This is a genomic window from Bacillus sp. FSL R9-9410 (assembly GCF_038050385.1).
Classification (GTDB): Bacteria; Bacillota; Bacilli; order Bacillales; family Bacillaceae_G; genus Bacillus_A; species Bacillus_A cereus_U.
Genome location: NZ_JBBOTV010000003.1, coordinates 301,919 through 326,660, shown reverse-complemented (window position 1 = coordinate 326,660; position 24,742 = coordinate 301,919). Strand labels below are relative to the sequence as shown.

Below are 24,742 nucleotides of genomic sequence, written 5' to 3'. Positions count from 1 at the left end.
TATGAAAATTGCATATATATGTACAGAAAAATTACCATCTCCAGCGATTAAAGGTGGAGCAATTCAAATGATGATTGATGGGGTGTCCCCCTATATAAGTCAAGAGTATGAACTTACTATTTTCTCTATTTCAGATCCAAGTCTTCCAAATCAAAAAACACAAGATAATGTCAATTATGTGTATTTTCCTCAAAAAGAATATGAGCAGCATGTTATAAGAACACTCCAAACCAATACCTTTGATATTATACATGTCTTTAATCGTCCTAAAAATATACCTCTATATAAACAAGCTTCTCCACACAGTAAATTTGTATTAGGTCTTCATAACGATATGTTTGCTGAACATAAACTATCTATTTGTGAAGGCAATCTTATTATTGAAATGGTTACCGCCATTGTGACTGTTAGTAACTATATTAAACAAACTGTGATTGAGAGATTTCCACAAGCTGAAGATAAGATTTCCATTGTCTATTCTGGTGTTAATTTAAAACACTCTCCTTCCATCTGGACACCAACAGGACAAAAGATAAGAAATGAATTTCGTACAAAATATGCTATCCAAGATAAAAAAGTGATTCTATTTGTTGGCCGATTATGCAAAAATAAAGGTCCAGACTTACTCATTCACGCTATGAAGAAAATTATTCAAACACATAAAGATACGGTGCTTGTAATTGTTGGTGGTAAATGGTTTAGTGATAACCGAGTAAATAAATATATTAGAGGATTATATAAAATAGCTAAACCAATTAAAGAACACGTAATTTTCACTAAATTTATTCCTGCAGATCAAATTCATAATATATTTCTAATGGGGGATATATTTATATGTAGCTCACAATGGAACGAACCATTGGCACGTGTTCATTATGAAGCAATGGCTGCTGGAATCCCAATTATTACAACAAACCGTGGGGGAAATGCTGAAGTTATAACAGATGAATATAACGGCTGCCTAGTAGAACAATATAATAACCCAATGGAGTTTGCCAGACTTGTCCATGCTTTGTTATCTCAACGAGAATTTACACAATGGATTGCTGAAAACGGAAGAAAAATTGTAGAAGAAAACTTTACATTTAAGCATACAGCAAAAAAACTAGATCAGGTATATAAACAAGTAGCAGAATCTACTAATCAACCTGCTAGAAATCTAATACGCCCTCTCAAAATTCTAATTGTTTGAACTGCCCAGCATTTAATGTTCTGATGGGCTATTTGAATTGAGGGATTCCTAAGTACAGAAACTTAACGGTTTCTAACTAATTAAGCTATTCCTGTAGTTCCTAAGGATAAGAGGTGGAGCGTTTTGTTGCTAAGATTTTGTCCTATATTAACATCTTGATCGTAATATGTGTGCTAAAAGAAGGCAAATCCTACTCACAAAGATTTGGATTTTTAACGTTTTTATTTTGATCAAAACAATTCGGACATAACTGACTAGAAATAAATATTACTGATACAACTACAATTTGCTTCCCGTTCCATTTTGTTTTTTATTGAGTAAACTCGGCAGAGCAAGAATGATACGTTAATCTTTTCCCCATTTCTTTATAAGTATGATTCCGCATAGCGAGGAAACGATTAAATGCAAAACGGTTATAAACAATGGTTCTCGCAATTCAGACTTTGTTTTTTGATTCGGATAAATGCGAAATTTGTAAACCTTATTGATTAATATGGATTGCACCTCGTCTTTGTGTATGGTTCCTGTATTATACAAAAAAGATAGGCTAATGCCTGCCGATATTCAACTCCTACCTAAATTTGGTGCTTCACATCTTTATATTTTTGAGGAAGGAGCCTTCTATCGAAAAAATAAATACGTGTATTTGATTTTAACTACCCCCACTTAACGACCCTGCGGTCTGTTTGAAGTAGGAGATTCCTGCGAACACCGATGTATTCACCAGTTATCTTAGCAGGCTCTGTCCGCAGTTCCTACGGTGAGAACATAAGTATCTTGCACGTTGACTCACCACGCTTCCTACTTTAGCTTGGTTTTCGCAACTTCGGCAAGCGTGGGGTGATTGAACGTTGAAAATTTAACGGTTGCAACGATTTTTCTGCAACCAACCTCATATCTTCAGTTTTCAAAGAGCAATCTGTACAAGTATATGGTAACAAACATTTTGTCTTACGCCAACCGACATGCATCTCCTACCTATTTGCTGGTGCTATCGCACCTTCACGCAAATTAAGGAAGGAGTCTTCTGTCGGAAAATGATAAAGGCTGCCTAGTATGTATATGTTGAAGAACAAAAAACGCTTGGAGAACCAAGCGTATTTTAGTGCTAATTATTTTACGCGTCTTCTTCTTCACCATCGTCTTCATCGTCTTCGTCTTCATCGTCTTCGTATTCATCTTCATCTTCATCGTCTTCATCTTCATTGTCTTCGTCATCATCGTCTTCATCTTCATCTTCATCGTCTTCATCTTCATCGTCTTCTTCTTCTTCATCTTCATCTTCTTCTTCTTCTTCTTCTTCTTCTTCTTCTTCTTCTTCTTCTTCTTCTTCTTCATCGTCTTCATCTTCATCGTCTTCTTCTTCATCTTCATCGTCTTCATCGTCATCTTCATCTTCATCGTCTTCTTCTTCATTGTCTTCGTCTTCGTCATCATCGTCTTCTTCTTCTTCATCTTCATCGTCTTCATCTTCTTCGTCTTCATCGTCTTCTTCTTCTTCTTCTTCTTCTTCTTCTTCTTCTTCTTCTTCTTCTTCTTCTTCTTCTTCTTCTTCTTCTTCGTCATCATCGTCTTCGTCTTCGTCTTCTTCTTCATCTTCATCTTCTTCGTCTTCATCTTCTTCGTCGTCTTCGTCCTCTTCTTCTTCGTCCTCTTCTTCTTCGTCCTCTTCTTCTTCGTCCTCTTCTTCTTCCTCGTCTGTAAAGATAACTTCTGTTTCATCATCATATTCAATTTCAACCTCTACACCATTATGTGTACCAGATTGAATTATTTCAGCTAGAGCTTTTAGAACTTCCTGTAAATCATCATCTGAATTAACACTAAAGCCATTCTCAACATCTAGTTTTATTTTTGCTCTTTTCACATCAGCCATTTACCTAACTCCTTCAATATAGATTTATATATACTATGTCGAAAGAATATGAAAAGATTAATATATTTGCGGAAATTTCATTATTCATTTTCCTTAGCGTTCTTTACTAATTTTGCTATCCATGGGCTTTTTAATGGATGATCGGGAGTAATAATTTTGACTTTTACTTTCGGCTTTTCTATTTGAGTTGGAACGACCTCATTTTGTTCCGGGTTTTGTTCTTTTAGTTCTATTGCATTTTGAATCTCTTCATCTTTTACTTCATCAATTATTGTAGTTTTTTGTGGGGATTTCTCTTCTAGTTCTATTGTATTTTTCTTCTTCGTCGTCTTCTTTTTCTTCTTCTTCTTCGTCTTCCTCGTCTTCTGAATCTCTTCATCTTTTACTTCATCAATTATTGTAGTTTTTTGTGGGGAGTTCTCTTCTAAATCTAGCAATCCGATTTTGGGTAACTCCTCTAATTCTATTTCCTTAATAATCGCTAAATTCTCTAGCACAGAAGATTCATTTAGTACAATATTTTTTTGCTGCTCATACTCTGACAATTCCCATCCCATTGGCCCTGGTGGAGAAAATACAAATTTCTCTAAATCTAAAATAGGGATTACTATCTCTTCTTGTTCTGAATTCATCTTATTTCCCTCCGCTATTGCTCTTGATTTCGTGGTAAATATCAGAGAAATTTTGTAAAAATTCTTCTTTAGAGTCTTCAAGTGCAATGATATTTTGCAATGCCCAAATATACTTTTCATCAGACCAAGAACGCTTTTGTCCTAAATAGTATTTATGTGCAATTGCACAGAATAAGTGAGGAAACGATAAATCAGTCCAAAGAACACGATATTGTTTTTCTGATAAGGAATTTTCTGAATCATATGCACTCAACATATGAATTGCTAAATTAGTATCCCAAACTGACATTTTTTTCATCACTTTATTTAAAAAGATACGTAGGTCCCTCACGGGTAAATCACTTGTAATAGAATGTAGTTCTTTCATAAACATAGCATCATCTATTTCTGCAAATCTTGCTAAAGTAAAATCTTGCTGACAAAAACTGTTAGATGCAATAACTTCTTTTGTCCATTGGTCAAAATATGGATCATTTATTTCTTGTAATGCTCTCTGACCACGTGCTAACATTTTATCGACGTACTCTAAAAACATAGTTGAAAATACATCATCTGGAAAGGAGAGTGCAATCCTTTTGTTTCCTTCTAATTCTTGTAATTTCCATCTGTATAATTTATGCCATTTTCCTAATCGACCCCGAATTTTACTTTCTTGTATCGGAATATATCCTTCGGATGCTTGATGAAATTTACCTGCATATATTAGTACCTTCTCTAATTGTTCTTTATTATAATAAATAACTTCTTTCCCTTGATGCTTATCATATAGTACATACGCATACTCACCAGATCCAATACAAAATCCCCCTCTTTTTGTGTTATGAATTTTTGTAATTGGCAATCCATTTTGAAGGAGATGTAAATGTGCTCCAGCAATAAAAAGCATCCTTTTGGGGTGCATATGTGCTTGTTTTAATATTTTTAATCCTTCTTCTGTTTCAACTTCCCAAATTGTTCTCCCACTTCTGCTTGACTGTAAAATGATATTACTTACTTCAAATGGATAAAAGCTAAGGACCTTTTTTAAATGTTCACTCTCTAATCCAGTTGTTTCTTCCAACTTTCATCACCCTCCTCTTAAATTTTATAAAACTTCCCCATACACTTTCATTAAATCCATAGCGACTCGGTTCCAATTAAATTCTTTTTCGACCTTCGCACGTCCATATTTCCCTATCTGTTTTCTTTTATTTTCGTTATTTAATAGATTAATTATCTTTTCTGCATATGCATCAGGATTCTCAAAGTCATTGACAATATATCCATTTTTTCCTTCTTCAATAACTTCAGGGTTACCGCCTCGATTACTTGTGATAATTGGTAAACCCGCTGCCATTGCTTCGTAATGCACCCTAGCAAGAGGCTCTTGCCACTGTGAAGAGCAAACAAAAATATCTGACATAGCATAAAGTGTTGAAATATCCTTTGGCTTAACAAATTTAATAAAGACTACATGTTCTGGAAACATTGCACCTAAGGTATATAAATGTTTTACATAATTATTTACATTGTTATCTCCAAACCATTTTGAACCAATAAAAACCATTACAATGTCTGGATTTTTCTCAATTATTTTCGGAAGAGCTTGTAGCAAAATATGAGGACCTTTTACTTTGCTCAAGCGTCCAACAAACAAAACTATTTTTTTATTTTGTAAATTCAACTGTTTTTGCACATGACTTTTAACTTTTGTACCATTCGCGGTCCACGAAGGATAATATTCATTTACATCTACACCAGAATATACTGTTCTTGTCTTTGCTTTTGCAGTTTGAAAGCGCGAGGTAATTGTTTTTCCTATATAATCACTAACTGTTACAATTTTGGAAACAGCTGCAATACATGCTTCGCCCTCTTTATCACTTATCTTTTCATATGCAAACATTTCATTATGCACACTTAATACGAATTTGGTCTGTGGTGCCGCCTCACGTAAAATTGTAATCCAATTGGGACGATTACATAGATGAACCACATCATATTTTTCCTGTTTCAAATGTTTAATAATATAAGGCAGATACTCCTCTTCTGGAAAACGTATATACCTTACACCTTGATTTTTTTCTTCTGATTTTAAATTAGGATCTGTTATAGAAATAACTGTCACATTTTTTCCATTTGAAGCAATAATGGAAGCAACAGAATCTATATAAATTTGAATAGCTCCACCTCGTACAGCTGGTACGGGTAGCTTTTCAGTGGATATTATAGCAATTTTCATTAAATCGCCTCCCTGTTTCATAAAATACAACTTTCTTCATATGTTACGAAGAAACCCTTATGTTTGTGAGTTATCAAGCATTTTTTCATCTTTTATAATTAAATTTGGTAAATAGTACTTTTTCTTCTTAAAGGCAAATGGCTAGAGCAAAAATGGTCATGCACCATACAGTAATAAGAGAGTATAAAAGGATGGTGGTATATGTGGAGAATCATAATGAAGAAGCGGTGTATACATTATCGCCCGAAGAGGAGCAAAAATTAGTAGCATTGGCAGAGACAATGATTCAACATTGGGACATTCAAGCGACTACAATCGAATTAATACAAGGTGGACAACTAGCCTTAGTATGGAAAATTCATACTACAGATGGACCATTTTGCTTAAAGAGAATTCATCGCCCTGAAAAAAAGGCTTTATTTTCCATTCACGCTCAAGATTATCTTGCCAAAAAAGGCATGCGTGTTCCGAGCATAATTCCAAGCAAAGTGAATCAGTTATATACAAAAAACGGTCCATTTTTATTTGTTGTTTATGAGTGGATTGAGGGAAGACCGTTTGAGCTTACAATGCAAGAAGACCTTGAAATGATTATGAAAGGGTTAGCAGATTTTCATGTAGCTTCTATTGGCTACAAACCGCCACCAGGCATACCTATCTTCACAAAACTGGGACGTTGGCCCAATCATTACATTAAAAGATTTCAGCAGATGGAGATTTGGAAAAATTTATCCGCAACTATGCCGGATGACCCATTTTCACAATTGTATTTGGCTGAAATTGATGCTTTCATTTTAGAAGCAAAACATACACACCAAAGACTATTGGAATCTGAATATACAAAATGGACTGATGAATTACAAACATTCCCCAATTTATGTCATCAAGATTATGGAACAGGAAATTCCTTATTAGATCCAAGCAATCAAATTTGGGTAATTGATTTAGATACAGTTTCTTACGATCTCCCTATTCGAGACTTGCGTAAAATGATTATTCCCCTACTAGATACAACTGGTGTTTGGAATGCAGACCAATTTCAAATTATGATTAACGCATATGAGTCAGTTTCCCCTTTAACAGCAGAGCAGAAGAAAATTATGTTTATTGATATGTTATTTCCATACGAATTGTATGATGTGATTCGTGAAAAATACGTCAGAAAATCACCATTACTTGCTAACGAACTTGCTGAAGCTATGGAATATGAAAGGATAAAGTCAAAAGCTTTAAATATATTAATAGAGGAATTTTAATACGCAATACAAACAGTTCTGGTGCAAAGGTTACTGTTATCTTTTTCCGACAGAAGACTCCTTCCCTAAAAATGTGAAGATGTGAAACACCAATTTTAGGTGGAAGATGAATGTCGGTAGGCATAAGTCTACGTTTTTTCGTTTTTACTAGAATCAAGAATAAGAAGCCTTAATTGTGAGAAACATTGGTTGCAGTCGTTTTGTATTTAATCGTTTTCTTGCTATGTGGAATCATACTTATAAAGAAGCGGGGAAAGGATTAACGTATCATTTTTTCTCTGACGAGCTTACTCAATTAAAAAAGAAAATGGTACGGGAAGCAAGATGTAGTTATATCAAAAACGTTTATTTCTAGTCAGCTATGTTCGAATTGCATTTACCAAAATAAAGACGTTAAACATCTTAATCTTCGTGAATGTGATTGCCCTTCTTGCAGTACACATAACGATAGGGATGTTAACGCAGGACTAAATCTTAGAAACGGAGCTATCCCTCTACAGGGATAGCTTAATTGATTAGAACCGTTAGGAGGTTAAGTGGCGATTAGTTCGGCAAAGTTATGTTACGAGGATCATTTAATAGAGGCATAGAACTTACACGGACTGTTCAATTCCAAATTATGATACACTTCCAAACAAAATATGTACAAGCCGACTTTATTTTTGGTAGAGTAGCTATTCCTGATTATGAAATGGTCTTATCCCCGTCAAGTAGACAGCTTTAAAAAAAGACTAAGCAGCCATTGAGATTCGATATTCAATCGGAGCTCGATGATTGAGTCGTTTTTGGAATCGTTTGTAGTTATAATGATAGATGTATGTTTCAATTGCTTGAATCAATTCTTCTTTTGTTTGATAATAATTGAGATAAAACATTTCAGATTTAAAATGAGAAAAGAATGATTCAATACAAGCATTGTCATGGCAGTTTCCTTTGCGAGAGTGGCTGCCGATGGCACCTAGCTGTTGAAGCGTACGATGATAAGCATGAGATCTGTATTGGAATCCTTGATCCGAGTGGATGATGGTTCCATACACATCTCTTTTTTTTGTTGCTAAATCAAGTGTATCGAGAACAAGTTGTAGATCATTGCGATGTGAGAGTTTCCAGGCAACAATTTCATTATTGTAAATGTCTTGGACGACCGATAAATAGAGAAAATTATCTTTGAATGGCAAGTAAGTGATGTCTGTGACAAATACCTCATTTTGTTTGCGATTTTGGAATTGGCGTTCTACTACATTTGGGAAAATCTTTGAGGATTTCCCTTTAAAAAAGCGACGCTTTTTACGGATGATCGATTGAATTTGAAGCTCTTGCATAAGTCTACATACTTTTTTGTGATTCACTAAAAAGCCCTCTTCTCGTAAGGCAATTGTCATACGAGGATAGCCATATTCCTTGTGTTTTATGTGAATCGCTTGAATTTGTTCACGCAGTGTATCATCCTTTGAAAAACGTAATTTTCTTTGCGTACGTGTTGAACGCCATTTATAGATTTAACTGAGCAATGACGACAAGCCAGATTACTTTATATCGAGAACGTAGTTCTTCAATAATCTCGTACTTCGTCGTTTGAGCAAGGACACCTCCTACAGATTTGGATACTGCTTTTTTAAGTACGCCACCTGTGCCTTGTAGTATTCCATACTATCGAATCTCGTACGAGGACGACCTTTCAAGGGGTTTTTGAGGCCCTTATTACCACTACTTTTTCCCCGTGAGTCTGAAATACCGCCTGTTTCTTGATATTTCCTAACCCACTCTATTAATTGCGTTCTACTTTTAAGTCCATATTTCTTCGCTATAGCTGATTGACTACCCTCACCATTTAAAAAACTTTCTACAGCTTGTATCTTTAATTCATTTGAATAAGTTTGAAATGTAGACCCTTTTTTAGCCATAATAAAATCCCCTCCAAGTAGAAGTGTAACATCCATGTTTGTTCATGGTCTTTTTACACTGTCTACCTTAAGGGGATAATATCACTTTTTACTTTGGCATGTCTTTTTCATTTACTCATATTTGAATTATTTGCAACATCAATACTATGAAGTTCATCACCGCGTGAACAATATAAGAAACTAATAATTGATTTGAACGTCTATATACGAAGGCTAATACAACCCCAATACAGAAATACCCAAATATAAATGGGAAATCAAAATGCATTATTGCAAAGAACAATGCACTGATTACGATACTCCCTGTTTCTTTAAACTTCTTCATTAAAATATTCATGGTTGCATATCGAAATACCAGTTCCTCTACTAATGGGGCAAGAATTACAATTGATACAATCGCAATTGGTGATATCACTGCAGCTGCGACTGTACTAGATGTATTTTCTGATTGCGTAGACAACTGGAATAAACTTTTATCTAAAAAGCTACCAATCATCTGTGCAAGAAAAACGAATACGATTCCAGCAAGAATCCACCCCCATGTGGCTTTCGATAATTTGATTGATAGCCTAGGTTCTTTAATCCATTCTTTCTTATATACAAGAAATATGATTCCTAGTGTAAGCAGAAACCCTATTAACTCCCAATGTACAAGGATCTCTTGAATCGCTTGTTGCTGATTCCCCTGAATATCATACCAACCTGTCTTAGCCAGTAATTGTACTCCTATAATTCCTACAAATTGAGTCATAACAAAGTAAATGAAAATGACATAACCCGATTTATGTATATTACTATTATTCATATCATCCTTCACCTTTTTCTCTTAATGCAATCCATAATCCTCTTATACTCAAATAACGCTTTGGTTTAGTTTTCTTCTATAGGTTGCATTGCTTCTAATTGAACTGACATAACTACATAATGTTGCTCATTACATTTTTTGCAAAAACCATGATAATGTTCATCGTTAACGTTCCCTTTCGCACGTACCTCTGTACGGTTAAAAGAATCACAATGTTTGCAATACCATTTCACTATTATTGTTTCAATCATTTCAATCTCTCCTTTTTTAACAAAATTCAAACTTGATGACATTCTACTAAATAACAACTTTGTTCTATTTAACACCTTTACCAAAGCATTTAGTACAAGGTGCTTTCTCTCTAAACTCATATATTTTGAATCCTCGTATTGAACATGTTTTTTCAAATTTCATTCCAGTTCCGTTGCATTTTTTACATTTTCGAGTCTTCAATTTAACCCCTCCTTTTTTTACAAACTTCAAATTGTATATTATTAAAATCTAATCATTATATAAAAATTAAATGATTTATAAATTATAATATTCTTTTCCTACCAATCTCACGCTGCTTGCAGGTGCTTTAAACCTATTTCTAACGCACCCGTTCCACCAAACCCTTGATTAAATAAAAGCGGGACATCATACTTCTTTGCGTATTCCTTTGCTACATCAATAGATACATGGCCACATGCACCTTTCTGCACGACAATGACATCACATTTTTTAATGACACTACGAAAAGTCTTCTTTACGCCACCATGATTCTTTCCGTCATGAAAAATCACCTGACAATCTCTTTTTTTCGCTAGTTTTTCTAACGTTCTACCATTTGACCCACCTAAAACTAAAATTGTACTCATTCCCATTCACTCTCCTCATTTTTCTTTTTTGTGTATGTACTTGGTGTTGTTAACAATACAAGCGTACAAACTACAATATTCATGAATATTAAACCCACTATCAATACAATTGCGAAAATAGGTAACAACAGCATAAAGATAACAGCACTTACTACCAAGCATACAAAGATGAACCCATTGCTCATGTCTTCATAACCGTCTAAACCTCGCACTATATTTAAACTATGCATCCAAACCGTGATAGCATCCCAATTCTCTACTAACAGATATCCTCCACCCAAAAACAAAGTCCATCCAAACAGTGTACCTAATAATCCTGACCCTCTTCCAACAGAATATCCCAAAACAAAGTTCGCTGCGGTTCCAATTAACATTCTCATTTTTTATTTCCTCCATATCTATTTCAAATCAGTTATATATATAGATTTCATTTAGCTATGGTTTTATTATATCGGAAAATTATGAATATTCAATAAATGTTTTTAGGGTACTCTTTATTTTTTTAGAAAGGGTTGTGTTTTTTCTTCCACAACCCTCATTTTCCTCTTAATCCACTGGTACTTCTTCTTGCCCGTGCGGAATTTGTTCAATTGGTGTTACAATTTGTGCATATTGATTTACTTGCAATTTAAATTGACGTGGTTCAAGGAAATTCACTTGTTGAATTTGAACTTCAATGTGGTACGTATCTACTTTTTTTCCGCGTTCTATTTTTGTAATACGAGCATTATAGAATTTATCTCCATGCAGGAAATATCGTTGTACAGCTTCTGTAGCAAGCATGCGCTCATTACTTGTCATATTCATCGGTTCAATACCGAATCCAGCTTTTGAAAACAAATACGGTACATCATAACTACTGGAAGATATTTTTCGTAGTAAGTCTTCTACTGTTTTTGTTTTCGCGATATATTCCTCTTCTTTTGTATCAAATCCCTTTGGCTTATCTCCAAGCATCTCTATTTCATCTTGATTTACTTGTTCTTCCTCTTGTACTTGTGATTTCATCATGTAACGATGAATGGTATTATAGGTAGCTACACCTAGCACTAAAACTATGACCCCCAATACCACCACGTACTTACGAGGTATATTGGACAAAATATTGATTACTTTCTTCATCTTCTCTCATCCCTTATCAGTCTATAACATTACGGATTTGAGTCATATGTTGTCCTCTTGCCGTATAGTTTAGACCTGTAATTTGTACACCCTTATCATCACCAATATGAATCATTTTCTGGTTCCCCATATAAATTGCAACGTGTCCTGGGTTTTCATAGAAGATGAGGTCTCCTGGTTGTGCATGATTGATGTCTGGTACTTGTTTTCCTTGTCCAACTTGAGCACCTGTCCAATCTCCAAGTTGCACACCTACACTTGTTCGAAAGACATACTGCGTAAATCCTGAGCAATCTGAAGTGCCACCCGGTGGATTACGATTCCCTAATACATATCTCACTTTTCCTTGACCAAGCCATTTTTTTGCTTCTGCTAATACTTTTTGTCGTTTGTCATTCATCATAATAGGTGAACCACCAGATGATAGTCCTGGATCATCATTTTTCTTAAAGAATTTCATTGGATCCGTTGGTTGGTCGTTAATACGAATTTGGAAATCTAAATGAACAGCATAGCCCGCCATATTCAGGAAACCAGTATTTTTGTCATAGTTAGAGCCACCCATCTCTCCAATGATTTGTCCTTTCGTCACCAAGGTTCCTGGTGCAACTGATATTTTACTCAAATGTAAGTAACGGGATACAATACCGTTTCCATGGTCTACATAGACACCTAGACCACCACCATTTACATTTCCTGTTTGGGCCGTTACAATACCTGCTTCCATTGACCATACGGGGTCTCCCGCTTTTCCAGCAGTCATGGCCCCAATATCAACAGCATTATGTTGCTTTCCACCACGAACCGCATCAAATGTATCTGTAATACGACCTGATTTCGTTGGCCATTTCCAACCTTTATCAGACACCCATTCTCCATCTCCAGACGCTACACATCCTAAATCTTTGTAAAATTTCAAAACTTTAGTAACGTACGTGTAGAGTAAGCACCCAGCGCCTTTCCACGTTTCTGTGATAGGTTTCCAAATGCTCCTCTCCGAACCGGACTTACATGTCTCCATGTATCCGGCTCTCCATCTGTCATCTGCATTTTATATCTCGCCTTTGTGTCTTTTTAAATGACACTCTTTACAAAGAGCGATTGTTTTACGATTTCTCGCTATCATTTGTTGTTCGAGATATGATTTATTCGACTTTTCCCGAAGGTTTTTCAACCTTTTAACGTGATGCATGTGTATGGTTGTATTGCTTCGTCCACATGATTCGCACGTTTCCGCTTTTATTCGGTCTGAGAGCCTTGTTGTACTCATTGTGTATCTAGTATTTTGCACAACATCTGTTAGCTCTTTAGAAATTCCGTTTATTCTCGGAAAATTGCGCTCGATAAAGTGGATTTGTTTTATTCCTCTTTTTGTTTCATATTCCACTGTAAAGCGTCCATTTTTCATATACTTTTTCCGAATATGTTTGGTACGCTTTTTATATTTCGTAGCGAATGTTTTCAACATCGAATAAAACATGAAGTAAGCGAACCTATGCATATGATTACTCACGTTCTCGGCTAGTCGATAATAGTTATACAATCCACGTATTTCACTGTTATACTGGGAAACAATCTCTAAGTCTTCATTTCGTTGAAAGTAATTTCTTGGTTTAGGCTTCCAAGTGCCGTTGGCACTCATTTGGATGGCTTGGTATTTTTGCAACTTATTTACCCATGCTTTATGTGGCATTTTTAATTGGACTTTGCCATTTAACACTCTTATTTTTCTACCTAATTTATCCGTACGAATTGCTTGGCTTTTGAATATCTTGATTTCATATCCAAGAAACTGGGCTTGTTTATTTGATGCATTTGTTATTAACGTTTTTTCCATGGACAGTTCCAATTTCAACTTATCTTTTAGAAATTTTGCTATTTCTTCTTTTACGTATTGGGCATCCTCTTTTGAACCGATGATTCCTATCAAGAAGTCATCTGCATATCTTACATAAGTAAGTCTTCTATATTCATTGTCCATTTGATCGCTGTAAGGCATTTGTGTTAGTTTTTTCTTCAGTACCTTCACTTCTTGCTTCCAGTTTTCGATACTATCAGAGTCTTCTTGTTCATTGGTATTATCAATTTTCTTCTCAAGCCTACGCATTTTACTTCGTACGTTTTCATATTCAGGATTTTTCTTTCGTCTCTTTCCTTGATTGAAGCTATTCTTAAAAGATTCCATATATACGTCCAATTCATTAAGGTAAATATTTGAGAGTATCGGGCTTATAATACCACCTTGTGGAGCTCCACTATATGTGTTGTGAAACTTCCACTCGTCTAAATACCCCGCACGTAAGAACTTCCAAATGAGTTCTATGAAATTTTCATCGGAAATTTTTCTTCGCAGAATCCCCATTAAAGTATGATGTTCAATGTTATCAAAGAAACCCCGAATGTCTCCTTCTATGAACCATTTACTTCCTGTAAAAGTACGCTTTATTTCTAATAGAGCGCTATGACAACTTTTATTTTTCCGGTACGCGTGTGAGGAATTAGAAAAATTCGGTTCATAGATTGCTTCTAAAATCATGCGAATAACTTCTTGCACTAATTTGTCACAGAAGCTGGGTATTCCTAGAGGTCTTTTCTTACCATTTTTCTTCGGTATATAGACTCTTTTGGACGGGTAGGGTTGATAACTCTTGTTTTTCAACACTTCAATAAGCTGTTCTACTTCTTCCATAGAAAATCCATCAATAGACCTTTGGTCTACTCCCATAGTTAATGCACCATCGTTTTTACTTAAATTATTGTATGCCAGTAAAAAGAAATCTGGATTGTAAAGATTTCGATAGAGTCTTGTATATTGATACTTTTTATCGAGACTCTTCTTTCGCAGATTGCTTAATACTACTTTTGGACATTGCATAGTGCCTTTCGCACCTCCCCAATTTGGTAATAAGCTAACAGACTGCCTTCCTTCGCCTTGTACTAGGCTTTCCCTAGCTCTGACTACTATGAAGGCTCCGTTGCCATATCAGATATTCATAAGCCATACTTCTTGACTGTTGGGTCTTGAAGTTATCCTTAATAGCCATTTTGGCATTCTGACGTAGGCAATCCCCATTTAGTAGACAAGGAACTTGCACGTACGATTTCGGATACGACGTTCACACGTTTCTTCTATATAGAAGTGGGCAACAGATGACCTTATTCATGTAGGATGACATACACTATCCTCATGACATCTGTTAAATCTCGTTCGTAAGCATCTTCCGAGATTAGTTACGGTGGCCTCCCTTGTGCTATCGTTCAAGCAGTCTAGCTTTTATCCTTATTCGTACTTTATATCTTGCCGTTCAGTCGTGGCTTGATGCTTAGCCAACTTACGGCTTTCTTGGCATGCTGTTGTCCCCCTTCAGTTTCCCTCCAAGGTAAACCAAGTAATACTAGGTCATTTAAGGTTAACCTAACGGTTTGCAATCACCGTTTTTCCTTGCCCCCTTATGGGCGCACAAAATCCCCGTAACACGCTCCCACTTTGGTTCGGAAGTTATTAGGATCAGAGCAACCACCCGGATTTAAATGTGCCTTACTTCTTGAGAATTCAATGGCTGTTTCCTCTGAATAACCACCTTTTGCTAATGCATAGCTAATAAAACCACTCCCAAAATTATATGACTGTAAGGCGAGAGCGACGTCACCATTCGCTTGCCCTAGCACATCTTTAAATTCCAGTACTCCTGCTTCAATAGAAATATTCGGATCTGTAATACACCCCATTCGAGCATTTCCTTTTACACCTATACAAGATGGACTCAAGTCTCCATAATGTCCCTCTGATGATTGCATCGGGTCCTTACCTGCTCCAGCTGATTCCTGCATCATTTGAGCTGCCAGAATACCAACATATTCAGCGACACCATGTTTTTCTGCCATCTCTTTAATTTTGGGAAGATAACCTGTTACTTTTTCATTGATATTAACAGGCTCTCCACCAGGACTAACAGAACCTACGCACATGCCCCCGATAAATCCACCAGTTGGGGCTAGATGTCCATACATTCCCTCTAACATCCCTGCAGCTAATATCTCACGCGCACGATCTTTTTGACTCTCACTAAATTTTGCAAGTTCCATCGCTTTCTCTAGCCCATGAGAAGAGGTTGTCACCTTTTTACTACCACTAGCATTAATCTCATCTATTTTTTTCTTAAAATCTGTATCTCCTAAAATCTTTTTTACATCTGGTCCGGAGTAACTCTCAGATTTTGTTTTTTGCATCTCCTTTTTCTTTTTTTCACAAGGACCGTTAGGTCCTGCCTCGCATACCTCTTTTTCCGTATATTCTTCATATTGGATATCCAAAAAATAAGAAATCGCATCATGTGGATCTTTATCGGTGAGGTCATTATCATAACGCGCCATGTCAAAAGCGACAACCTCTTTCCAATCCACATTTAAAGCCATCGCTACTTCCATATACTTTTTCACTTGTTCTTCTGTTTTACTTTCATCTTTTGTAAATGGTACAAATGATGCTAAAATGACACACACCACAATAATCAGCGACATAATGATAGCTGCAGGTAATCCAACCGCGGCTAATATTGACCCTACAATTTTAAGTGTTGCCTTTTTTAGCAGTTTGGCAGCAGCTTTCGCTGCCGCCCTTCCTGCTTTTCCTGCCAATTTTGCCATTTTCCCGCGAGCTTGCATCCCTTTTTTCTTGATAAAGTGAGACGCTACATCTTTTAAGGGATTGCTTTTTTTCTGTTCATTTGGATCGTTTGGGTTCTGACTCATAGACTTGTCACACCATACTTTCCATGCTCATGATTTCGTCTTTTTCGTTGTGCTAAACGTGGGTTTGGCGCAAATGGAATCAGATTTTGCGGATCATATTCTGATAAATTCAGGTGTGTCTCTGCACGTACGGCTTCGTCTTGTGTGTGTGTAACCAAAATTTCTTCTCTTGGTTTAATGCTACTATCTTTTACTTCACAATTTCTTTCAATTCTTTGGTTTGTTTGTAAACGTGTATCTCCTTTTCCGAATGGTGAGATACGTGAAACCGTACCATCTGTTGTAGTGGCTACCATATAACTACGGTCTCTTTCTACGACCATTTGTACATTCTTATATCCACCCTGGTCTAAATCGGACATGTAGAAATTCCCATTGTCTACTTTATGATTCACAGTGATTGGCGGTTCGCTCATTACTGATTTTTGTTGTATTGGTCTTGGATTTTGATTTCCTACCAATTGATTTGGATTAGTATTAATCGAGCGATTTATACTAATTTTCCCACCACTTGAATCTTGTATATATGCTGGAGAAGCTTTCATACCATTTCGGTACTGTGTCAACTGCCCGTCTGCAATATTTAAATCTTGATATACCATTTGTCCGGAACGAATGCTACTATCTCCACTACCATAACGAGATACAACTTGTGTCTGCCCACTGGAATCTTTTGCTTCAATCCATGACTTGTTATTCGTCGTAACTAAACGTACAGCCCCTTTGGCAACAGATTGCGTTCCTGTATGGTCTGTTGTTGTTGGAACCATACTCTGAATCTCTTGAATTTCTTTTGCTTCTGTTTGAACAGCTTTGTTATAGGGATTGTGTTTACTTACCATCCTTGAAGTAGCTTGATAAGCGCCTGCACCACCGATTACACCTGCTGCATAGCTTAATCCTTTTGTAACATTGTAATGGCGTTCTGCTGCATTACTTCCCAATGAGGTATGAACAGCTGCAGCAGTACCACTTATCGCTTTTTGTACAGCATTCCCTCCTGCCTGCTGAACAGCACTTGACGCATTAAAGTATGCTTTTGAAACATTCTCTAGTGCATTTGTAGGCATAAAATGTTTGACACCTTCCATCACACTCATGCCAATCTTCGTACTTTGCTGTGTCATACGTCCCACAGCTGAAGTTGGGATAGACATTTTGCCAGCACTTTGTGCAATACTTGCTACACCTGCAGACGCATCTGCATACGAACGTTGAATTTCAGAAACGGAAAGATTTCCTGCACTCGCCATAATCGCTTGCGTTTGTGTAGCTGCATACACAGCTTTATTGATTGCACCACCTGCAGCAACACCGTGTGATCTAACTCCTTGAATAGAACTTGTAATCCCAGAGCTTACTTGTTGGCTCACTGTCCCAAGGGTTGCATGACTCTGTAAACCTTTCGTTAATTGCGAAGCAAAAGCATCCTTATTGATATACGACTGGGCATGTAGACTCTTACCACTCGCATCTTTTGCTTGCACTGGCATCGCTCCAGTTTGTACTGCTGCTTGCTGGGCTACTGCTTTAAATTCACTTCCTTTTTGGTTTAGATGTGTCTGCCAAACTTGCTCTTTTTGCGGTTGAGCCATGGTTGGAGACAAGTTTTTCATAAAGTTTGCCCTGTTCTCCCCTGCATACCCTTGTTTAAAGGATTCCGTAGAAGCTTGTACCAGGTTCCCAACATTACTTACTTGTTTTGCATTCTGGCTTCCATATCCACTTGTCAAACCATGTGTTTTCACGCCATTGACTGCCTTTTGAATGCCCGCAGTACTGGATACACCCATTGCATTTAAGTTTGGATTATTTTGTAACTGTTGTGATAACTGAGAAGCGAATGCTTCCTTATTCGCAAATTTTGTTCCATCTTTTTGCTGAACAATACCTGCTTGCTCCGAAGCTTTTTGGGCATGATTTTCGAACCCTTGTACTTTGTGGCCTAAATGCTTGTTCCATGCCGCTTCTTTTTCTTGTTGTGGTACATCTGCAGGAAATTGCTTCATGAATCCAGCCTTATGATCTGCACTATACGCCTTTTTAAATGCAGCAGTAGAAGCACCGACAAGAGCACCAACTTGTCCCATATTTTGATGGCCACTTTCTAACGTTTCTCCTTTTACTCCTTCAACTGCTTTTCCGACTTTTCCTAATGCAAGTTGAGAAGCAAAAGCATCTTTATTCACATAGGACTTATCAAACAAGTTATTTCCTTGCTTATTTGGATTGCTTTGTAATTGTTGTGATAACTGAGAAGCAAAAGCTTCCTTATTGGCATAGCTAGTCCCATCTTTTTGTTGTACAATCCCTGCTTGTTCGGCAGCTTTCTGTGCATGATTTTTAAATCCTTGGACTTCCTGACTCAAATGCTTGTTCCATGCCGCCTCTTTTTCTTGTTGTGGTACACCTGCAGAAAATTGCTTCATAAATCCAGCCTTATGATCTGCATCATACGCCTTTTTAAATGCAGCAGTGGACGCCCCAACAAGAGAGTCTACTTGTCCCATGTTTTGATGACCACCCTCTAGTGTTTCTCCCTTTACCCCTTCAACTGCTTTTCCAAGTGCAAATTGAGAAGCCAATGTATCAACAGGCATAGCCCCCGCTTTTATTGCCGCTTGTTCTGCATGATTTCTAAACCCTTGTACTTTTGAATTAAGATGGCCGTTCCATTTTTTCTCTTTTTCTTCCGCCGACATATTTTCTGGCAGTTGACTCATAAACGCGTCTTTATGATCAGCCTCATATCCCTTTTGGAATGCGTTAGTCGCAGCATTGACTAAATCTCTAGCATTTCCATATGGTGTAGCGTTTTTCTTCATATTTTGCAAATCTTGTTTACGTTGATTTTTGAAATGAGACATTTGATCGCTATTTGTTTTCGCTACTTTTTTAGCAATCTCTGCATCAGAAGCACCAGGGAATGCTTGTTTTAATCGACTAGCAACTGCAGAATCCGAATTATCTGCCTTCCAAGATTCAAAATCTTTTGTAGCTAAATCCTGTGCAATATCTTCATCCGTTAGTTCTGGATAAGATTCACTATTTAACCCATTATAAGTATCTGTACCCTTCTTCACACTTGAACCAATATGTTTTCCTAAGGCTACAGCTCCTTCGCCTACTGTAGCAGCAGATCTTCCAGTAACCGCACCAGTAAATCCGCCCGCTTTACTGCCAGCCAATGTCCCTATTGCCATTCCTTCTGGTCCAAGCCCAGCTCCTGTTGCCATACCTGCAAGTCCACCAGCCGCTTTACCAATTGAACTTCCAATTTGCCCTGCTTTTAACATGCGAGCTGCACGAGATGTTGTACCTACATCTGTCCCTAAATTCGCACCTAATACATTTTTGGGATTATCTGCATCCTCTTTTGTCTCTTCTTTATTCCCTTTATCATTAGGTTTCGCTTTCGAATTACGGTGGTCATCACGAACACCTTTAACCAGCCCAGCCACACTTGCTAAAGCACCCATTCCTAGCATTGTACCCGCTCTATTAATACCAGCGGAGGCATTTGTGCTAAGGCCAATAAAACTCTTCACAATTTCACCAACTGGGATAAACATGGCAAGCAATATTAATTTTATAATAGGATTTTTTGCATCCCCAATAAGTGTAATAACGAGCCATAGGGTAATTGCGTGAATCGCTTGAATTAATACTGCCCCCATAAATTCTCGAATCCAGTATAACGTCTGTTGTTTCTTTTGTGGAAATAACCACATTCCTACCATTACAGGACCCATTAACATTAATACGTACAGTGTCACAGCGCGCATTAAATAATAAAAATTTGCCCAAACCATTAATCCAGCTTCAATAAACAAACCAAATATAATAAACATATAATCGTTTTTATGGCCTTCCATTGAAAGCTCTGTAATAGTCTTATTGTCAGACATTCCCGACTTTAATAAAGGTACTTGTTCATCCGGCTTAAAATTACCATTATTCACTCCATTTATCGCCTCTTTAAACTCCAATGTAATCCAAGTATTTAGATCGAATATAAAATTATAAAAGAAGTCTAAATGCCAGAGGCAAATCGAGATAATCATTAAATCTTTCGCATACTCAATTAATGCTGTCCGATTATTCGGATTGATAGCTGTCGCTGAATATTTTGCTGCCGTAATCACTACACTGACGAGGACACAAAAAGCAACAAATTTAAACATGACGGGCATACCGGTATCTAGCACGTTAGTAACCGCATTCTTTGAAAATAAAAAACTTAAATTTGAATCGGCATCACTAAAAACTAGGACAGGGATAGTATCCATAAATCCGTAAATCGGACCAAGAAAAGTTTTGACTAAATTAATAATGAGTCCCCCGACCCAATCTATTATTTTCTCAAGCATAATTTCACCTTCCTTTTCAAAGGTACGCTATTACCCTGCGTATCCTTGTACTTTCTTCATATTATTTAAAAGCTCTTGTAGTACTGCTTCATTCGATTCAATGAACATCATTTCTTTATCTGATGGATCTGTTTGAATCCAAACCGAACTATCTCCTACACGGAAGATTCCTTCTCCTTTTCCTGGGTTGTTGAGAATAATATCAAGCTCCCCAGCAGTTAAGTTAAAGTTCTCTTGGATCTTTTTCTTATCGATCTTATTTTGTTCTAAGAAGAAATAAGAGAAAGTGGATTGCAAGATACCACGTGCTTTTACATTTTCTAAAATACGAACAAAGTCCTGACTTGCCCAACACATACCTGCATTTCTCTTACGAGAGCGGCGTGCTACTTTTTCTAAGAAGTTAACTGTTTGTTCATAGTCGATAAACTGCCACATCTCATCCACATATAAAACTTTTCGTTTGATAGCGTGTTCTGGACTCTTAATCCAATGCTCCCAAATATAGTTCAAAATAACGTGGAAGGCGATTGGTTTTAAAAACCCTTCCTCTAAATGACTAATGTTGAAGTTAACAACACGTGACTCATTTAACTGCGTTTCCACACCACGTCCAAAATGACTTTGCCCATCAAATAATGGTTTTGAACCATCACGTAGGAATGGACGAATTGCCGCAATTAACTCTTCTGCTTTCACATCTTCTCCATGATGTTCTACTAATACATCGTAGATTTCTTTTAACTCTGGCTCTGGCTTTCTCACTTGAGATTGAATTAATTGTCCATCCACCTTTTTCACTTCATCTGTATATAAAGATGAAGGGTGAGAAATAATACCATGTTTATCAAACACTTCGCGAATCGCATCTTCCAGCATCGTACGTTGGAATACATTTAATCCTGGTTGATCAAAATCTTGTCCGCGAATAATAATGTCAAAGAATCCTAGTATTTCATTAATTTTCTCTAAAATTGGTACGAATCTTACATACTTCACTCCATCACGTTCTATGAGTTCTTTCTTATCATATTGTTCAAGTGCTTCTAATTCTTCATCTTTATCTGTAATCTGAAGTTCTGTTACCGCGATTGCACAAGGGTTAATAATGATATTACTTTCTGGTGAAATATTTAAGTTAATACCGCCTAGACGTTTTGTAATTTTTACGAATTGTAGTGATAGGTAAGGTTTTGATACAATCTCCACCTTTTCCCCCACTTCACACCGTACGTGAGATTTTCACCTCATACGGCGTTCCATCATTTCCAACTGACTTATTAATTTATCGGTTCATTACCAGAAGCTACTCTAAGAAAGTTTAATTTCTCTATTTGCTTTTTGTTCAAATTAAAATACCGAAGGTATTTAGCAATTTTATCTTTATTTGTTATATGAGTAAGCCTGTGAATGAAAATATCTAATATCACTAGATTAGAATACTTATCTGTCCCACCATGAGATATTGGCTTCACATGATGACAGTGAACGCGGTCAATTCCAATCGGCTCATTCGTGATATAACATTTACCGTATTGCGCTATATATTTTGAGATACGGTTATCATTGTACTCAATACTCCTATGTTTAGAGTAGTTATTCATCACTTGTGTAAGAACATCCTTAGGTATAGCTTTGAGACTGCTATGTACTTTATTTCGGCCTGCAATAGTATAGTTGCAGATGCTTTGACTAAAGTTCCATGGATTCTTATGATGTACTCCTCTAATCGGTAATAGGGGTGTATCCTGTATTGAATATATTTTGCTATTAGGTCTTATACCTTTTGTCTTTTTCTTGAACAAAGCACTAGTTTGATTAAACTTTATTATCGTCGCATTCATTTTGAGTCTGGTTTTAATAGACTTTAAGAGAATGTAGTTTATATTATCTAAATCGATGTATATTGTGGTGGCATATCTATAATAATTTTGAATTCCTATAAGGGTAGTATTAAATCTTTGTACTGCTTTGGATGTTGTCTCTTGTTGTATCTCTTTAATCCTTTGTTTGAGTATTCTTGTAGTTTTTGAGATAGCTTTATCGCTCATTGATGTTTTTGCAATATAACCCCATTTAGCTTTATTTTGCTTAACAGCTTTGAGCTTGAAACCTAAGAAGTTCGAAGAAGTCTTTTTAAGATTAACCACACTTGATTTTTCTTCGTTTATCTCTAATCCTAGTCGAGATTTAAGAAAATCAGCTGTCGCATGATAAAACCGTTTTGCTTCTTGATAGGTGCGACACATGATTTTGAAATCATCTGCATATCCAACGATATACCCAGTTTTTAGTTTGGTATATTTCCTTGCGTATTGTCTGAACCCTATAGAAGTTGCCCTATGAGGCTTATAGGTTTCCCATTGACTACTTATCCACCAATCCAGTTCATTTAACACTATGTTGGATAAAAGTGGTGAGATAATACCACCTTGCGGTGTTCCTTTGTTTGGGATACCTTCACCTATAATTTCAGATTTCAATATCTTAGAAATGATACTTAGAAGAGATTTGTCTCTAATCCCGAGAGCCCACATTTGTTTTAACAATTTCCCATGTACAACGTTATCAAAGAAACCTTTGATATCAATATCAACACAGTAATGCTGTCTTCCAACATTCATTAAGCTTACCATCCTGCTAAACGCATGATGAGTGCTCCTATTTGGACGAAATCCATAACTATGAGGATGAAATTTTGCTTCACAAATTGGTTCTAGAACTTGAAGAATAGACTGTTGTACAAGTCGATCCCATATTGTCGGGATACCTAAGGGTCTTTTCTTATCAGAACCTTCTTTAGGGATAAATACTCTTCTTACTGGTTGTGGTTTATAATTCTTCAATCTTCTCCTTACTTCAAGAACTACTTGGTCATCGTTTAAATGCCATATATCTTGGATTGTAAGACCGTCAGTACCAGCTGTTTTACTTCCCTTATTGGTTTTAATGTTACGATATGCCAATCGTATATTTCTTTTAGAACCGATAATTTCAATTAATTTGTAAAAGTTGTTACCGTTAAGACTGTTTGAATACAATTCGTCATATATCTTTTGCATGTCGTAATATTCGTTGTGTCTTAACTTGGTTTTCTTCAACATGGGCTGTAACCTCCTAGCTTATGGAGAATTACATCTCTTAGTCTTACTCGAAACCATGTATAAACCGTTAGTAACAGTCAGTCTTCGATTGACTAGTGGCTATCCCTCGGCGTTCATTACACGCTTCATCGGTACTGTGCCACCACCTTCACTGTCATAAATCTAGGTTATACTAACAGATAATCTCTCTGTAGATTTCCCTAGAAACGTGTCATAGGGATGCAAGCCCTCGGCGTTGACAGCTTACCATGTTCCGCTATTCCTATCTGTACATACACCCTTAGGTTTCTCCTATAAGCCTGCTACCTTGATATCGCCTGTAACGATATATGGATTTTCATAAAGGCGATTTTTACTAATCCACAGTAGCGACACTAGATTGTGTCTGAGAGCCTTTCGACATCCCTCCCGTTATAGACCCGTACCATCGGAGATTCGTCTGCACTAATCAAAGTTCCCTGTTGATTAAGTTGTGCATTCTAACCATAGGTGATTTATAGACTTCCGGCCTATAGGTTACATCATTCATCTCTGAACGACTTTCGAACTCCGTTAGGAGTTTACGGTAACTCTCAGCCGACTTCACCGAACTTCATACATTTGAGTTCTTGCTAACTCGCTTGCATGTCGGAGTATCAAAGGAAGCCC

General features: G+C 36.7%; 16 protein-coding genes and 5 pseudogenes. 4 read left to right on the top strand and 17 right to left on the bottom strand.

From position 1 onward, the window contains the following. Nucleotide 1: 1 nt before the first annotated feature. Complete coding sequence (locus MKX77_RS28305) at nt 2–1,192, top strand: glycosyltransferase family 4 protein (RefSeq protein WP_012260008.1); 1,191 nt, start codon at nt 2–4, stop codon at nt 1,190–1,192. Between the two features lie 310 nt (nt 1,193–1,502). Here the strand turns inward: MKX77_RS28305 and MKX77_RS28300 are convergent, their stop codons facing one another. The 5 genes from MKX77_RS28300 to MKX77_RS28280 all read right to left on the bottom strand — a co-directional run bounded on the left by MKX77_RS28300 (nt 1,503) and on the right by MKX77_RS28280 (nt 5,921). Continuing rightward, nucleotides 1,503–1,616, bottom strand: coding sequence for a helix-turn-helix domain-containing protein (locus MKX77_RS28300; RefSeq protein WP_229183388.1), 114 nt, complete (start codon nt 1,614–1,616; stop codon nt 1,503–1,505). A 693-nt stretch (nt 1,617–2,309) separates the two neighbouring features. Beyond that, on the bottom strand, nt 2,310–3,068 hold the full coding sequence (locus MKX77_RS28295; protein ID WP_341308462.1) for an AAA family ATPase: 759 nt from the start codon (nt 3,066–3,068) through the stop codon (nt 2,310–2,312). Between the two features lie 80 nt (nt 3,069–3,148). After that, the gene (locus MKX77_RS28290; protein ID WP_341308461.1) at nt 3,149–3,700 is read right to left on the bottom strand and encodes a hypothetical protein; all 552 of its coding nucleotides are present in this window, start codon (nt 3,698–3,700) and stop codon (nt 3,149–3,151) included. Nucleotide 3,701: 1 nt separating this feature from the next. Further along, nucleotides 3,702–4,760, bottom strand: coding sequence for a spore coat putative kinase CotS (gene cotS, locus MKX77_RS28285; protein ID WP_012260011.1), 1,059 nt, complete (start codon nt 4,758–4,760; stop codon nt 3,702–3,704). 24 nt (nt 4,761–4,784) lie between these two features. Further along, the gene (locus MKX77_RS28280; protein ID WP_341308460.1) at nt 4,785–5,921 is read right to left on the bottom strand and encodes a glycosyltransferase family 4 protein; all 1,137 of its coding nucleotides are present in this window, start codon (nt 5,919–5,921) and stop codon (nt 4,785–4,787) included. Between the two features lie 152 nt (nt 5,922–6,073). Between MKX77_RS28280 and MKX77_RS28275 the strand changes: the two genes are divergently transcribed. From MKX77_RS28275 to MKX77_RS28265, 3 genes and pseudogenes are all read left to right on the top strand, one after another. Further along, nucleotides 6,074–7,177: a CotS family spore coat protein gene (locus MKX77_RS28275; protein WP_341308564.1), complete on the top strand. Its 1,104-nt coding sequence runs from the start codon at nt 6,074–6,076 to the stop codon at nt 7,175–7,177. A gap of 175 nt (nt 7,178–7,352) precedes the next feature. Continuing rightward, complete coding sequence (locus MKX77_RS30785; protein WP_445819129.1) at nt 7,353–7,532, top strand: helix-turn-helix domain-containing protein; 180 nt, start codon at nt 7,353–7,355, stop codon at nt 7,530–7,532. Then, nucleotides 7,477–7,683, top strand: a pseudogene (locus MKX77_RS28265) (zinc ribbon domain-containing protein); the annotation flags it as partial. The gene MKX77_RS30785 and the pseudogene MKX77_RS28265, both read left to right, overlap by 56 nt. A gap of 225 nt (nt 7,684–7,908) precedes the next feature. Here the strand turns inward: MKX77_RS28265 and MKX77_RS28260 are convergent. From MKX77_RS28260 to ltrA, 12 genes and pseudogenes are all read right to left on the bottom strand, one after another. Then, nucleotides 7,909–9,081: pseudogene (locus tag MKX77_RS28260) on the bottom strand (IS3 family transposase). Nucleotides 9,082–9,196: 115 nt separating this feature from the next. Continuing rightward, nucleotides 9,197–9,886: a CPBP family intramembrane glutamic endopeptidase gene (locus MKX77_RS28255; protein ID WP_341308459.1), complete on the bottom strand. Its 690-nt coding sequence runs from the start codon at nt 9,884–9,886 to the stop codon at nt 9,197–9,199. A gap of 65 nt (nt 9,887–9,951) precedes the next feature. Continuing rightward, nucleotides 9,952–10,137 (bottom strand): hypothetical protein, encoded by a 186-nt coding sequence (locus tag MKX77_RS28250; protein ID WP_098900610.1) that lies wholly within the window; start codon nt 10,135–10,137, stop codon nt 9,952–9,954. A 309-nt stretch (nt 10,138–10,446) separates the two neighbouring features. Beyond that, complete coding sequence (locus MKX77_RS28245; RefSeq protein WP_001996254.1) at nt 10,447–10,752, bottom strand: DUF2325 domain-containing protein; 306 nt, start codon at nt 10,750–10,752, stop codon at nt 10,447–10,449. After that, nucleotides 10,743–11,126 carry a hypothetical protein gene (locus tag MKX77_RS28240; RefSeq protein ID WP_341308458.1) on the bottom strand — a complete coding sequence of 128 codons (384 nt, stop codon included), beginning with the start codon at nt 11,124–11,126 and terminating at the stop codon, nt 10,743–10,745. Before MKX77_RS28240 ends, MKX77_RS28245 begins: the two co-directional genes overlap by 10 nt. Before the next feature lie 166 nt (nt 11,127–11,292). Beyond that, nucleotides 11,293–11,868 (bottom strand): hypothetical protein, encoded by a 576-nt coding sequence (locus MKX77_RS28235; RefSeq protein WP_341308457.1) that lies wholly within the window; start codon nt 11,866–11,868, stop codon nt 11,293–11,295. A gap of 16 nt (nt 11,869–11,884) precedes the next feature. Then, nucleotides 11,885–12,808 (bottom strand): annotated as a pseudogene (locus MKX77_RS28230) (NlpC/P60 family protein); the annotation flags it as partial. 111 nt (nt 12,809–12,919) lie between these two features. Further along, nucleotides 12,920–14,743 (bottom strand): reverse transcriptase domain-containing protein, encoded by a 1,824-nt coding sequence (locus tag MKX77_RS28225; RefSeq protein WP_341306235.1) that lies wholly within the window; start codon nt 14,741–14,743, stop codon nt 12,920–12,922. Between the two features lie 587 nt (nt 14,744–15,330). Continuing rightward, nucleotides 15,331–16,620, bottom strand: a pseudogene (locus tag MKX77_RS28220) (lysozyme family protein); the annotation flags it as partial. Next, nucleotides 16,617–20,990, bottom strand: coding sequence for a type IV secretion system protein (locus MKX77_RS28215; protein WP_341308456.1), 4,374 nt, complete (start codon nt 20,988–20,990; stop codon nt 16,617–16,619). The pseudogene MKX77_RS28220 and the gene MKX77_RS28215, both read right to left, overlap by 4 nt. A 30-nt stretch (nt 20,991–21,020) precedes the next feature. Continuing rightward, nucleotides 21,021–22,166, bottom strand: a pseudogene (locus tag MKX77_RS28210) (VirB4 family type IV secretion system protein); the annotation flags it as partial. Between the two features lie 104 nt (nt 22,167–22,270). Then, on the bottom strand, nt 22,271–24,094 hold the full coding sequence (ltrA, locus tag MKX77_RS28205; protein WP_341308455.1) for a group II intron reverse transcriptase/maturase: 1,824 nt from the start codon (nt 24,092–24,094) through the stop codon (nt 22,271–22,273). Between the last annotated feature and the right edge of the window lie 648 nt (nt 24,095–24,742).